This window comes from Rickettsia endosymbiont of Urophora cardui, assembly GCF_964030725.1.
Lineage (GTDB): Bacteria > Pseudomonadota > Alphaproteobacteria > Rickettsiales > Rickettsiaceae > Rickettsia.
In genome coordinates, this window is sequence record NZ_CAXIPY010000005.1 from 42211 (window position 1) to 55792 (window position 13582).

A 13582-nucleotide genomic window follows, 5' to 3' on the forward strand; every position below is an offset into this window, starting at 1 on the left:
TCCCCGTGGCTTGCCACGATTATTTTTTATGTAAGGTTACAATATAAATGTTGCCGCCCAAAACCTTTTTTGAAAAAGTTAAGGAAATAATTTGGCCAATAGAAAGAAAGGAATTAAAGCTTTTCATACCTATGGCATTAATGATGCTATGTATTCTTTTCAATTTCGGAGCATTGCGTTCTATAAAGGATAGCTTAGTAGTACCCTCTATGGGAGCAGAGATTATTAGCTTTTTAAAATTATGGTTAGTATTGCCCTCATGCGTGATCTTTACAATACTTTACGTTAAGCTCAGTAATAAATTCAATTTCGAATATGTTTTTTACATTATAGTTGGTAGCTTTCTATTATTTTTCTTATTTTTTGCTTATATTATTTATCCAAATCAAGAAGCTTATCATCCTAATGATGAAATAATAAGTAGCTTGATAACATCTTACCCTAACTTCAAATGGTTTATTAAAATAGCCAGTAAATGGAGCTATGGGCTTATGTATATCTTTGCTGAGTTATGGAGTGCTGTAGTTATAAACTTAATGTTTTGGCAGTTTGCTAACCATATTTTTGATACTAATAAAGCAAAAAGATTTTATCCAGTCCTTGGTATGGTTGGTAATATGGGACTAATACTTGCAGGTAGTGTACTCGTGTTTTTCTCAGGTAATAAAATAATAGATCCGGAATTATTACCAAATTCTTTCGATGCATCAGTTAATTTAACCTCTCAAACAACAGAGATGCTACAACCTATTATGTCAATAATTGTTGCAGCGGGTGTTATCTCTATGCTGCTATTTAGAGTAATAAATAAATTTATTTTGACTGATTCTATAAATGTTTTAGATTCAAAGAAAGTTAAAGCTAAAACCAAAACTAAACTTTCAGTTTTGGAAAGTATTAAGCTAGTAATTAACTCGAAATATATAGGTCGTATTGCCTTATTAATAATCTGCTATGGCTTATTGATTAATATTGTAGAAGGACCTTGGAAAGCAAAAGTAAAAGAACTATATCCAAGTACTATAGATTATGTTCATTTTATGGGCAGATTTAATATTTTGATGGGCATATCATGCGTCACTTTCATGATCATAGGAAGCAATATTCTTAGAAGGCTCGGTTGGTTTGTTTCTGCATTATTAACACCTATTATGTTATCTATAACAGGTTTAATGTTTTTTATTTTCATAATTTTTATCGAAGAAATAGGTTCATGTTTTGGTAATTTTAACCTTTTATATGCAGCAATAATTGTCGGAGCAATTCAAAATATCCTGAGTAAATCATCTAAATATTCACTCTTTGATTCAACAAAAGAAATGGCATATATCCCATTATCGCTTGAACTTAGAACCAAGGGTAAAGCTGCTGTAGAAGTAATAGGCACAAAATTTGGTAAATCACTCGGTGCATTTATTCAGTCCTTAATATTTATAATTATTCCTACTGCTACTTTTGACTCTATAATAATATATCTATTAGTAATTTTTATAGTTATGATTAGCTTATGGATTTGGGATGTTGTAAAGTTGAATAAGGAATATACTGAGTTGTGTAAGTGATGCATCTCCTTGCTATGACGCTAAACTCACTATAATAATCATATGAAAAAACTTTTAATCTCTCAGGGTTTAATTCCCCGAAGCTCTGCTTCGTGATATACTACTTGAATGGAAGAAAGCAGTTATATACATAAGAGTCATAATGTCACAGTACTAATATATCATTTAGTAACGCCGGCAAAGTATAGAAGAGTAATATTCAATCAAGAACTAGATGATTATTTGTGTAAAATTTGTGAGCACATAGAAGATCGTTATGAAATTAGATTTTTAGAAATAGGAGTAGATAAAGATCACGTACATTTTTTATTACAGTCAATACCAATGTATAGCCCAACCAAAATAACTCAAATCATAAAAAGTATTACTTCTAAGAAAATGTTTGAGAAATATCCAAATCTTAAAGAAAAATTATGGGGAAGTGAGTTTTGGAGTAAAGGATATTTTATGAGCACAGTAGGTAAACATGGTGATGAGCAGAAATTACGTAATTATGTACAGAATCAAGGTTCAGGCAAACCTTCTTATAAAGCATTTCAACAAAAACAGTTAAAGCTTTTTGGATAGATACCTCGTAGCTCTGCTGCGAGGGGCATCATTTAGTTCTGCGAATTTATGATGGTAAAATAGGAAGAGTATTTTGTTGTATAGTAGATAGTGAAATGATCCTGTTACATGGATTTATAAAAAAAATCTTAAAAAACTCCTAACAAAGAGTTAGATTTAGCATTTAAAAGAAAAAAAGAGGTAGAATTGTGAATAAACTTAATCAAAAGTATATTGGTGCTAATTTTGATGATTTTCTTAATGAAATAGGAATATTAGAAGAAGTTACAGCAGTAGCCCATAAGCGTATTCTTGCTGAACAAATAAAGCAAATTATGGAACAAAAGCATATAACAAAAACAGAAATGGCTGAAAAAATGGAAACTAGTAGATCAGCCGTAAATAGACTTCTAAACCCTAATAATCCTAATGTTACTCTTGATACCCTTGATCGTGCTGCGATTGCTCTAGGAATGAAATTAAATATTTCTTTAATTTAAATTTAAAGAAATGAAAAAAACTTTAAAAATAATATTTTTTGTATCTATTCTTGCTGTATTAACTTATGGCGTATTGTGGGTTGCAATCCTATTTTCCTTATCAAATTCTATAAATCAAAAATATTCTGATACTTATCTTAATATCGATGATTCTCAGCAATATTTTGTTAAATTTTCTAAAGCTAAGCCTTACGGTTTTCCTTTTAAATTTGGTGTTTCAATTATTAATTGGCAAGAAGAAAGTGTTAATAGAAAAATCGAATTTAACTCACCTATAAATATTGGTTATGATTTATTAAAGCAGCAAATATTTATAGATTTTTCAGGAGAGGCAGTTGGCAGATTTAAACCAATTGAGAGAGGCTTTGGAGTAAAATTTTATAATGATAATTGTATATTATCCGCAAAAATGCCTTTAAGTCTTAGATTATTTAAAATTGTAAAAGAGAAAAAGGATTTTTTTGAAATAATAAATTTTATAGAAGATATTAAATTTACTTTAAATAAAGCAGAAATTTTTGATTTGGTAGATAATAAAACGCTATATGAAGAAGATCATACTCTATTTACTTTAGCATTTGATAAGAGTAAGTATTATACAAGTAAACAAGATTTTCTTGATAATATACCACAAAAATTAGAAATTAATTATGATACAGAAATAATACAGAGTGATCTTGAAGATAGAATAATTCCGGCAGGGCTGTTATTATACAGATTAGCATGGCATAATAACTTTAAATTTTCAGCTAATTTTTTAGTTACTGCGGGTAACCCAAATTTTAAGGACTTTGCCAAAGATTTAACAATTAAAATTACTAATGCACAAATAAATAGTAATAGTTTTGAAAATAACATTAATTTACTATATAAAGGTAAGTTGGATGGTTTAGGTAATAATAATGTTAGTCTTTTGATAGATTCAAAAATTAAGCTAAAGCAAAACTCTATAACAAATTTCTTAAGTTTTATAAGAAAATATTATGACAGGCAAAACTATCTGCTGACAATTTCAGATAATGAGTCATATAAAAATTTAAACTCTAAACTAAGCTATATTTTAGATAATAATCAGCAGTTTGATTTTAGTATTTTGGAAAACCGAGAATATGATTTTAAATTAAATGCTAGTTTATTTACTGAGTTAAATCAGTTAACTAGAGCTAAAATAAATGCTCTAAGTTTGTATTCAAATAGAACAGGATTTAATATAACAAACGAAACATTAGTAAATATATTTAAAGATTCTTATAGTAAGGGTGATATCATAGCTAATAATTATCCTAAAATAATGGAGGTACTAAGCTCTTATATATACAAAGATCTTTCGGAAAAAAGCAAAGCAATATATAAAAATGCTTTTATATCTTTTTTTAAAACTATTTCCGATCACCCAAATTCTTCTAACTTAATTGATGTTAGTTTTGAATATAATTTTGATTTATCAGATTTAAATAAAACTAAAATAGGTACTATAGATGATATAAATACAATTCTACCTTTATATTATTTGTCTTTATACCAAGCCGCAGTAAAAGAAGTTAAAGCAGGTGATAATTTAAAAGAAAAAATCATGGAGCTAATACCGGATTTTAAAGAACATCAAAAAATACTAGAAAAATGTATGCTACCAGGGTTTCAAGATATTAATGACACTATGTGGCAAGAGATTACAAAATAATGGATATTATAGTAAAAATACAGCAAGATTTAAAAGATGAAGTAACACAGTTAAATAACTTGATTATTAGCTGTTTAAAAAGTGATGAAGAGTTAATAGAGAAAGTCGGTAAATATTTACTGGCAGCAGGTGGCAAACGCATTCGTCCGCTATTAACTATCATAACTGCTAAAATGTTTGATTATAATGGCGATAGTCATCTAAAGCTTGCTAGTGCCGTGGAATTCATTCATACAGCAACACTACTTCATGATGATGTAGTAGATGACAGTACGCTCCGAAGATTTAAGCCAACTGCTAACGTTATTTGGGGAAGTAAAACAAGTATTTTAGTCGGTGATTTTCTTTTTAGTCAATCATTTAAATTAATGGTAGCTTCTGGCTCTATTAAATCTATGAATGTTTTAGCAAAAGCTTCAGCGATAATTTCAGAAGGTGAGGTAGTGCAGCTAGTTAAGCTAAACGAGCGTCGTCTTATAAATATAGAAGAATATCAGCAAATAGTTAAGTCTAAAACTGCTGAATTATTTGGTGCTTCTTGCTCTGTTGGAGCTATCATAGCAAATCAGAGTGATGATATTTCTAAAGATATGGAAGAGTTTGGAAGATTACTCGGTACTATATTTCAGGTTATAGACGATTTGCTTGATTATCTTGGCAATGATAAGCAGGTAGGAAAGAACATCGGTGATGATTTTTTAGAGGGGAAAGTGACACTCCCACTAATCTTCTTATATGATAAATTAGAGAAAGACGATAAAGCCCATCTTAAAAATATGATAAAGTCAGATAATCGTACTAAGGAAGAATTTGTGCAAGTATGTGATTTGATGGTAAAGCATAAAATTAGTAAGGATATTATAAATCATCTGAATAGCTTAGAAAATGAAGCTATTAGCTTGCTTCATAAAATCCCCGTTCAAAATATTTATAAAGAATATTTATTTTCTATTATTAGGTTTATTTTGGATCGTTCTTATTAGAACATGTCATTGCGAGCGAACAAAGTGAGCGTGGCAATCTCATGAAATTTAGACTCCTGAGATTGCCACGTCGGCTTCGCCTCCTCGCAATGACACCTAACCCCCAACCCACAATAATATCTCTAGTAATTTCCAAAATTTAGATATAAGATAAAAGCGAAAATAAAAAAGGTGTAAATATGGAATATGCATTATTAATTTTTAGTATCATAGCTATCTTGGTTATAATACAAATGGTTAAAGTTGTGCCTCAGCAACAAGCTTGGGTAGTGGAGAAATTAGGGAAGTTCGATAAGGTGCTGCAACCTGGATTGAATTTATTAATTCCGGTAATTCAAAGAGTAGCTTATAAACATACTTTGAAAGAAGAAGCGATAGATGTTACTGCACAAACTGCTATTTCAAACGATAACGTAACATTATCTATTGATGGTGTTTTATATGTAAAAATCATTGATCCAATGGCAGCGTCTTACGGTGTTAATAATCCTTACTATGCAATAACCCAGCTTGCACAGACTACTATGCGTTCGGAAATTGGTAAATTACCGTTAGATAGAACTTTTGAAGAACGTGAAACTTTAAACGTTGCTATTGTTGCAGCCATTAACCAAGCAGCGATAAATTGGGGCATACAATGTATGCGTTATGAGATCAAGGATATCCAGCCACCGCAATCTATCCTTAAAGCTATGGAATTGCAAGTAGCGGCAGAGCGTCAAAAACGTGCACAAATCTTAGAGTCTGAGGGTAATAGACAGGCAAAGATTAACCATGCGGAAGGGGAAAAAGCACAAATAGTTCTAAATTCAGAAGCTTCCTATACTGATCAAGTTAATAGAGCAAAAGGTGAATCGGAAGCGATTGGTTTAGTTGCAACCGCTACAGCTAAAAGTATTGAGACTATAGCAGCAGCAATGCAGAAAACTGGTGGTAGTGAGGCGGTATCTCTTAAAATAGCCGAGCAGTATATTAACGCATTCGGTAATTTAGCTAAAGATACTAACACAGTAATTTTACCTGCAAATCTTTCAGAGCCAAGTAGTTTTATTACTCAAACTCTAGGTATATTTAACCAATTAAAAACTTCTTCAGAAAAGAAAGAAAGTAAATAAAATTTGTGAAGATTTATTGTTGTAATAATGATTAGTTTTATATATCATAATTAGGTTGTTAACTAAAAAGGTGAGAATATGCTAAAAAATGAGAATGTTTGTGAAAATATGAAAGTATTTGTTGGCAAAACTGCCCCAGATTTTACAGCTACAGCAATTATGCCTAATAATAATGTAGAAGGTGAATTGACTCTTAGCCGTTATGCTAAAGGACATAAAATTATATTGTTCTTTTACCCGTTAGATTTTACTTTTGTATGTCCATCGGAAATTATAGCATTTCATAATAAACTTGGTGAGTTTACTGAAAGAAATACTAAAGTAGTGTCAGTTAGTGTTGATTCGCATTTTAGCCATTTAGCCTGGAAAAATACTCCTCATAGCAAAGGTGGACTTGGACAGGTTCAATTCCCAATGGTTTCTGATCTTAAAAAAGAAATTTCTTCAATGTATAACGTGCTTAATGATGGCGGTATTTCATTACGTGGTACTTTTTTAATAGATGAAGATTTTGTAGTACGTCATATGTTAGTTAATGATCTGCCAATCGGTCGTGATATTAATTATACATTGAAAGTAATAGATGCATTAGCTCATAATCAAAAACATGGTGAAGTTTGTCCGGCAGGTTGGCATAAAGGTGAAGAAGCTATTACGCCATCGCATGAGGGTATAGCACATTACTTAAGCTCACATGCAGAGAAATTATAGTATACTCGTTTTATTTGAAAAATTGGCGTTGTTGTTTTTTGCTTTTAATCCTCACGTACTATATGTACGCTGCGGTTAAAAGCTTCAAAACGCCTTGCTCTTTTCCAAATAAAACTTCGTCTACTGTTCTTTTAGCAATAACATTTGCAGAAATAATAACAAACACTCACTAACACCAAACAAACTTTACTAATGCTAAAAGAACTATTTTCTGCTCCTACTTCTAAAATATCTTATGATCTTGAAACAATTAATATTTTACGACTTATTAGAAGTGAAAATGTAGGACCTAAAACTTTCTATAGCTTAATAAAGTTATTTGGTGATATAGCAACTAGCATAGAACTGAAGTTTTGACAAAAAATTTTTATTAAAAAAAGTGGCGAGTGTATCAATCTATAATTTGTATTATATATCCAATAATTTACTTTAAATTGTAGAAATATCGCTTTTAAGCTGATAAAAGCACTAAATATTTAACTTTAAATATAAATTTTTACTTTAGTCAGAAAAATTAGAATTTTTGTCAAAACTTCAGATAGAAAATATTGGGGATTTTTCACTAAGGGGTGGAAAATCAAAGCCGATTAAGATTTTTAGTAAAAGTGATGCTGAGAAAGAATTAGAACTGCTTAAAAAAATAATTCTAAACTTATCACATATAAATCTCTAGAATATTCACGATTATTATTTGAAATTTATGATCCCCCGCCGGTATTAAGCTATAAAGGTAATATAGATTTACTAAATCATCATAAATGTATTGCGATAGTTGGAGCTAGAAATGCCTAGGCAAACGGGAGAAGTTTTGCTCATAAAATTGCTGCCGAGTTAGCAGAAGAGGGGTATGTGACTGTTTCAGGCTTAGCAAGAGGAATAGATAGCAGTGTGCATCAAGCAGCAACTTCTAGAACTATTGGAGTTATTGCTGGCGGTATTGATCATATATATCCACCGGAAAATAAAAAATTGTTTGCAAGTTTAGAGAAAGAAGGTTTAATCTCTCAGGGTTTAATTCCCCGAAGCTCTGCTTCGTGATATCATAAGAAACAACTAAAACTTTTTTAGATACCTCGTAGCTCTGCTGCGAGGAGCATCATTTACCGCAAGATTTGCACTTGAACAGAATAGAGAAATTTTTGCCGTTCCGGGTTTTCCTTTAGATCCAAGATGTCAAGGTACAAATAAACTTATTAGACAAGGTGCATATTTAGTAGAATCAGTTAATGATATTGTAGCTAATTTGCCGCAATATGAAGAATTTATGAAGAAAGATGAAAGCTTATTTAAAGATTTTGCTGAGTTAGATGCTAATTTTAAGCCACTAAATACAATGCAGGTAAAAGAACCATCAGAAAAAGAGCGTGCTGCTGTTATAGAATTATTATCTGCAGTACCGATAGATTTTGATTATTTACAAAAAATGACGGAATTACCGCTGCCTATTATATATACAATAATATTAGAATTAGAGCTTGCTGGTAAGGCAATGCGACACCCCAGCAATAAAATATCGTTAATTTATACTGCTGATAAGTAAAAATAGTTGTTTTTATAATAAAATTATACAAATTAGATAAGTATATAATAAATAATAATAATTGATGAAATTAGTAATAGTAGAATCGCCAGCAAAGGCAAAAACAATAAATAAATATTTGGGTGATGAATTTAAAGTTATTGCCTCATTTGGTCATATTAGAGATCTTCCATCTAAAAAAGGTTCTGTAATACCTGATGAAAATTTTTCAATGAAATATGATATTTCAGAGAAAGCAGGTAAATATGTGGATGCAATAATTAAAGATGCAAAAAACGCTGAGTCAGTATATCTTGCAACCGATCCAGACCGTGAGGGTGAGTCCATCTCATGGCATATTGCAGAAGTAATTAAAGAAAAAAACAAAGTCAAATCCGATGATTTTTTTAAGCGAGTAGCGTTTAACGAAATTACCAAAAACGCAATTACTCATGCTATAGAAAATCCTAGAAAACTTGATAATAATTTAGTAAATGCTCAACAAGCACGAAGAGCTTTAGACTATTTAGTTGGTTTTACACTATCACCTCTCTTATGGCGTAAGCTTCCTGGCTGTAAATCAGCAGGGCGTGTACAGTCTGTAGCATTACGTTTAATATGTGAGCGTGAAGATGAGATAGAACGATTTAAGTCGGAAGAATATTGGGATATTAGCCTTAAAATGCTAAATAGTAATAATGAGCTATTTACCGCTAAATTAACCCATATAAACGACCAAAAGCTAGAAAAATTTTCGATTACTAATGATAAAGCAGCAAAAGATTTAACCGAAAAGCTTAAATCTCAAGATTTTCATGTTGATAAGATAGAAAAGAAGCAACAAAAACGTCAGCCGCAACCGCCTTTCATTACTTCATCCCTGCAACAAGAAGCTGCACGAAAATTAGGTTTCAGTGCTAAAAAGACCATGCAAATAGCCCAAAAGCTATATGAGGGTGTAGATATCGGTAAGGAAACTATCGGGCTTATTACTTATATGAGAACTGACGGCGTTACCTTATCAAACGATGCGGTAGATGAAATACGTAAATTAATAAATAAAGATTATGGCGATAAATATTTACCAAGCAGTCCGCGTATTTATAAATCGAAAGTCAAAAACGCTCAAGAAGCTCACGAAGCTATAAGACCGACAAATATTAACTATATCCCTAATGATTTAAAGGAAAAGCTAGAGAAAGATTATTATAAGCTTTATGAATTAATTTGGAAAAGGACTATAGCTTGCCAAATGGAAAATGTCATAATGGATTTAGTAAATGCAACTTTAGCTTCAGAAAATAAGGAATATTTGGCAAGAGCAAACGGATCAACTATAGCTTTTGATGGGTTTTATAAAGTCTATCGTGAAAGTATAGACGATGAGGCTGAAGAAGAAAATAAGATGCTGCCGCCTTTAAAAGAACAAGAGCATTTGAAAACTAAAGAGATCATTCCAAATCAGCATTTTACCGAACCACCGCCACGATATTCAGAAGCTAGCTTAGTGAAAAAGCTTGAAGAGCTTGGAATTGGTCGTCCATCAACTTATGCTACTATTTTATCAGTTTTACAAGATCGTAAATATGTGACGTTAGAGAAAAAACGTTTTATGCCTGAAGAGCTAGGGCTTTTAGTGACGGTATTTTTAGTTGGTTTTTTCAAAAAATATGTTGAATATGATTTTACAGCAGGGCTTGAAAATGAGCTAGATGAAATAGCTACTGGCAAGCTTGAATGGAAATCTGCTTTAGGTAATTTTTGGAATGGCTTTAACCATAATATAGAATCTGTAAATAAGCAAAACATTACAGAAATTATTAGCTATGTACAGCAAGCTCTTGATTATCATATATTTGGGGAAAATAAAGACTCTAAAGTTTGCCCATCATGCAAAACTGGTGAGCTAAGCTTAAAGCTTGGTAAATTTGGAGCATTTTTAGCATGTAGCAATTACCCTGAATGTAATTTTAGAAAATCTATTGTTAGTGGTAATGATAATAATGAAGCTGATGGGGAAGCAAAAGATATTGTTAATGCAAACAAAGTTTTAGGCAAGGATAAAGAGGGAGTAGAAATATATTTGAAAAAAGGACCTTATGGACCTTATATCCAATATGGTGAGCAAGTTGATAGCAAAATAAAGCCAAAACGCTCACCTTTGCCTGCTGGTTTAAATCAAAATGATATCACTCTTGATATGGCATTAAAGCTTTTGAGTTTACCGCTTAAAATCGGTAATCATAAAGATAGCGGTGAAGAAGTTTTAGTCGGGTATGGTAAGTTTGCTCCATACATAAAATATATGGGTAAATTTATTTCGATACCTAAAAAATATGATTTCTTAAATTTAAGCTTAGATGATGCAATGAAGTTAATTGAAGAAAAACTAAATGCAATTGCTGCTAAACAACCAAATCCTCTAAATATGGATGAGGTAACTAATCTTGTCGATAAAAAGATAAAAGTTAAAAAGACAAAAAAATAAGTAAAAATGACAAAAGTTATAACACGATTTGCTCCATCACCGACAGGTATGTTACATGTCGGTAATATAAGAGCAGCACTACTTAATTGGCTATATGCGAAGAAGCATGATGGACAGTTTATTTTAAGATTTGACGATACGGATCTAGAGCGTAGCAAACAAGAATATAAAGACGCTATTAGAACAGACCTAAAGTTTTTAAACCTTAATTGGGATCAAACATTTAATCAATTAAGTCGTTTAAGTAGATATGATGAGATCAAAAAACTATTATTGGATAAAAAAAGATTATATGCCTGCTATGAAACGCCAGAAGAGCTTGAGTTAAAGCGTAAATTTCAGCTTTCTAAAGGGTTGCCTCCTATTTATGATCGATCAGCCCTAAATCTAACAGAAGATCAAATACAAAAATATATAGAACAAGGACGAAAGCCGCATTATAGATTTTTGGTAGATCATGAACCGATTGCTTGGCATGATATGATCAAAGGCGAAGTTAAGTATGAGGGTAAGGCTTTAAGTGACCCGATAGTAATAAGGGCAGATGGAAGTATGACTTATATGTTATGCTCGGTTATTGACGATGTTGATTATGAGATCACTCACATTATTAGAGGCGAAGATCATGTTAGTAATACTGCTATTCAAATTCAAATGTTTAAAGCTTTAGATAAGTCTCCACCAACTTTTGGACATCTAAGCTTAATCATTAATAAGGATGAAAAAATTTCAAAAAGAGTAGGGGGGTTTGAGATTGCAACCTTAAGGGAAGAAATCGGATTAGAAGCGATGGCAATTGCGAGCTTCTTTAGTTTGCTTGGATCATCAGCACAAATTATCCCTCATAAAAAGATGGATGAGTTAGTAAAACATTTTGAGATAAGTAGTTTTTCTAAAAGCCCAACTATTTACCAGCCGGAAGATCTAGAAAGATTAAATCATAAATTATTAATAAGTCTAGAATTTAACGAGGTAAAAGATCGTCTTAAAGAAATAGATGCTGAATATATTGACGAAAATTTTTGGCTACCAGTAAGACCTAACTTAAAAAAATTATTTGATGCAAAAGATTGGTGGGAGATTTGTCATAAAACTCCAAACATAAAAGATTTGAATTTAGATAAAGAATATCTAAAACAAGCAGCAGAGTTATTACCTGAAGAAGAAATTACCACCGAGACGTGGGGGATATGGACTAAAAAACTCGCAGCAATAACAAATCGAAAAGGAAAAGAGTTGTTTTTACCATTGCGTCTTGCTTTAACCGGTAAGGAATCAGGACCGGAAATATCAAAGGTGCTACCTTTGATAAAAAGGGAAGAGATAGTCAAGAGGTTGACTTAAAATAACGTCATTGCGAGAAGCAAAACGACGAAGCAATCTTAGGAATTATTGTATTGCTTCATGAGATTGCCTCCGTCCTCTGCTATGCATCTCCTCACAATGACGTGTCTACTACAAAACCTATTGCAACGATATACTATTTATGTTAGAAACGATGTGGAAATTAAAGTAAATTTAATTTATGAAAATATTGATTTTAGGTGCAACCGGCATGCTTGGTCATAGCATGTTTAGGTTTTTGAGTACTGACAAAAATCTTGATATTTATGCGACAAGTCGGAGCAGCTCAGCTCGTTCTTATTTTTCTAAAGAGTTAGCAGATAAAATAATTCCAAATGTAGATGTTGAGAATAACGATTCGTTAGTTGAAGTATTAAATAAAGTAAAGCCTAATGTAGTAATAAATTGTATAGGGCTGGTAAAACAGCTTGCTGATGCAAATGATCCTTTAAAAGCACTACCCATTAATAGTTTACTGCCGCATAGGCTTGCAAGGTTATGTGAACTTATTAATGCACGTTTTATTCATATTAGCACTGATTGTGTATTTTCAGGAAAAAAAGGTAATTACAAAGAAAGTGATTTTCCGGATTGTTATGATTTATATGGTCGTTCTAAATTTCTTGGTGAGGTAGATTATCCGCATGCTATTACGCTTCGTACCTCAATTATAGGTCATGAACTTTCAGGAAATAGAAGCTTGACTAACTGGTTTTTAAGTTCAGAAGGGTCAGTAAAAGGTTTTGAAAAAGCTATATATTCAGGTTTTCCGACTGTAGAGCTTGCAAGAATAATAAAGGATTTTGTGCTACCTAATAAAAAGCTTCACGGTCTTTATCATGTTGCATCAAAGCCAATTAATAAGTTAGAATTATTAAAGCTAATAGCAGAAATATATAATAAAAAAATCGATATTATTCCATCAGATGAGTTAGTAATAGATCGCTCACTGGACGCTATACGTTTTAATAAGATAACAGGTTATAACCCGCCTGAGTGGAGGGAGCTTGTGAAGCGTATGTGTGTTTTGGGTGATGTGTGTCATCCCGTGGCTTGACCACGGGTTCCAGAAAAAGCGAGATAAGTCGAGCTTTTAATTTTAAAAATTTGTTGTATTTATATTTTTTTTTTCT

At 31.7% G+C, this 13582-nt stretch carries 12 protein-coding genes and 1 pseudogene; all 13 read left to right on the top strand.

The window, feature by feature from the left end:
- Window positions 1-47 precede the first annotated feature (47 nt).
- The 13 genes and pseudogenes from tlc3 (at window position 48) to AAHI98_RS06725 (ending at window position 13506) form a co-directional block, all read left to right on the top strand.
- On the top strand, window positions 48-1562 hold the full coding sequence (tlc3, locus tag AAHI98_RS06665; RefSeq protein WP_342225429.1) for a nucleotide exchange transporter Tlc3: 1515 nt from the start codon (window positions 48-50) through the stop codon (window positions 1560-1562).
- A 108-nt stretch (window positions 1563-1670) separates the two neighbouring features.
- The gene (gene tnpA, locus AAHI98_RS06670; RefSeq protein ID WP_342224823.1) at window positions 1671-2129 is read left to right on the top strand and encodes an IS200/IS605 family transposase; all 459 of its coding nucleotides are present in this window, start codon (window positions 1671-1673) and stop codon (window positions 2127-2129) included.
- 188 nt (window positions 2130-2317) lie between these two features.
- Window positions 2318-2608, top strand: coding sequence for a helix-turn-helix domain-containing protein (locus AAHI98_RS06675; protein ID WP_342225430.1), 291 nt, complete (start codon window positions 2318-2320; stop codon window positions 2606-2608).
- A 10-nt stretch (window positions 2609-2618) separates the two neighbouring features.
- On the top strand, window positions 2619-4289 hold the full coding sequence (locus AAHI98_RS06680; protein ID WP_342225431.1) for a hypothetical protein: 1671 nt from the start codon (window positions 2619-2621) through the stop codon (window positions 4287-4289).
- Window positions 4289-5272, top strand: coding sequence for a polyprenyl synthetase family protein (locus AAHI98_RS06685; protein WP_342225531.1), 984 nt, complete (start codon window positions 4289-4291; stop codon window positions 5270-5272). The genes AAHI98_RS06680 and AAHI98_RS06685 overlap by 1 nt, the downstream gene beginning before the upstream one ends.
- A 179-nt stretch (window positions 5273-5451) precedes the next feature.
- Window positions 5452-6387, top strand: coding sequence for an SPFH domain-containing protein (locus tag AAHI98_RS06690; RefSeq protein WP_011477384.1), 936 nt, complete (start codon window positions 5452-5454; stop codon window positions 6385-6387).
- 108 nt (window positions 6388-6495) lie between these two features.
- A complete protein-coding gene (locus tag AAHI98_RS06695) occupies window positions 6496-7098 on the top strand; it encodes a peroxiredoxin (protein ID WP_342225532.1) in 603 nt (200 codons plus the stop codon).
- A 192-nt stretch (window positions 7099-7290) separates the two neighbouring features.
- Window positions 7291-7455, top strand: coding sequence for a DNA processing protein DprA (locus AAHI98_RS06700; RefSeq protein ID WP_342225432.1), 165 nt, complete (start codon window positions 7291-7293; stop codon window positions 7453-7455).
- A 339-nt stretch (window positions 7456-7794) separates the two neighbouring features.
- Window positions 7795-8136: pseudogene (locus tag AAHI98_RS06705) on the top strand (DNA-processing protein DprA).
- A 226-nt stretch (window positions 8137-8362) separates the two neighbouring features.
- A complete protein-coding gene (locus tag AAHI98_RS06710; protein WP_342225433.1) occupies window positions 8363-8638 on the top strand; it encodes a DprA-like winged helix domain-containing protein in 276 nt (91 codons plus the stop codon).
- A 64-nt stretch (window positions 8639-8702) separates the two neighbouring features.
- Window positions 8703-11105 (top strand): type I DNA topoisomerase, encoded by a 2403-nt coding sequence (topA, locus tag AAHI98_RS06715; RefSeq protein WP_342225434.1) that lies wholly within the window; start codon window positions 8703-8705, stop codon window positions 11103-11105.
- A 6-nt stretch (window positions 11106-11111) separates the two neighbouring features.
- A complete protein-coding gene (gltX, locus tag AAHI98_RS06720; protein ID WP_342225435.1) occupies window positions 11112-12449 on the top strand; it encodes a glutamate--tRNA ligase in 1338 nt (445 codons plus the stop codon).
- A 181-nt stretch (window positions 12450-12630) separates the two neighbouring features.
- On the top strand, window positions 12631-13506 hold the full coding sequence (locus AAHI98_RS06725) for a dTDP-4-dehydrorhamnose reductase family protein (RefSeq protein WP_342225436.1): 876 nt from the start codon (window positions 12631-12633) through the stop codon (window positions 13504-13506).
- Window positions 13507-13582 lie beyond the last annotated feature (76 nt).

What these genes read in the sequence shown, in the direction of transcription:
- tlc3 (WP_342225429.1), top strand. Translation starts at nt 48, where the DNA reads ATGTTGCCGCCCAAAACCTTTTTTGAAAAAGTTAAGGAAATAATTTGG.
- tnpA (WP_342224823.1), top strand. Translation starts at nt 1,671, where the DNA reads ATGGAAGAAAGCAGTTATATACATAAGAGTCATAATGTCACAGTACTA.
- AAHI98_RS06680 (WP_342225431.1), top strand. Translation starts at nt 2,619, where the DNA reads ATGAAAAAAACTTTAAAAATAATATTTTTTGTATCTATTCTTGCTGTA.
- AAHI98_RS06685 (WP_342225531.1), top strand. Translation starts at nt 4,289, where the DNA reads ATGGATATTATAGTAAAAATACAGCAAGATTTAAAAGATGAAGTAACA.
- AAHI98_RS06690 (WP_011477384.1), top strand. Translation starts at nt 5,452, where the DNA reads ATGGAATATGCATTATTAATTTTTAGTATCATAGCTATCTTGGTTATA.
- AAHI98_RS06695 (WP_342225532.1), top strand. Translation starts at nt 6,496, where the DNA reads ATGAAAGTATTTGTTGGCAAAACTGCCCCAGATTTTACAGCTACAGCA.
- AAHI98_RS06700 (WP_342225432.1), top strand. Translation starts at nt 7,291, where the DNA reads ATGCTAAAAGAACTATTTTCTGCTCCTACTTCTAAAATATCTTATGAT.
- AAHI98_RS06710 (WP_342225433.1), top strand. Translation starts at nt 8,363, where the DNA reads ATGAAGAAAGATGAAAGCTTATTTAAAGATTTTGCTGAGTTAGATGCT.
- topA (WP_342225434.1), top strand. Translation starts at nt 8,703, where the DNA reads ATGAAATTAGTAATAGTAGAATCGCCAGCAAAGGCAAAAACAATAAAT.
- gltX (WP_342225435.1), top strand. Translation starts at nt 11,112, where the DNA reads ATGACAAAAGTTATAACACGATTTGCTCCATCACCGACAGGTATGTTA.
- AAHI98_RS06725 (WP_342225436.1), top strand. Translation starts at nt 12,631, where the DNA reads ATGAAAATATTGATTTTAGGTGCAACCGGCATGCTTGGTCATAGCATG.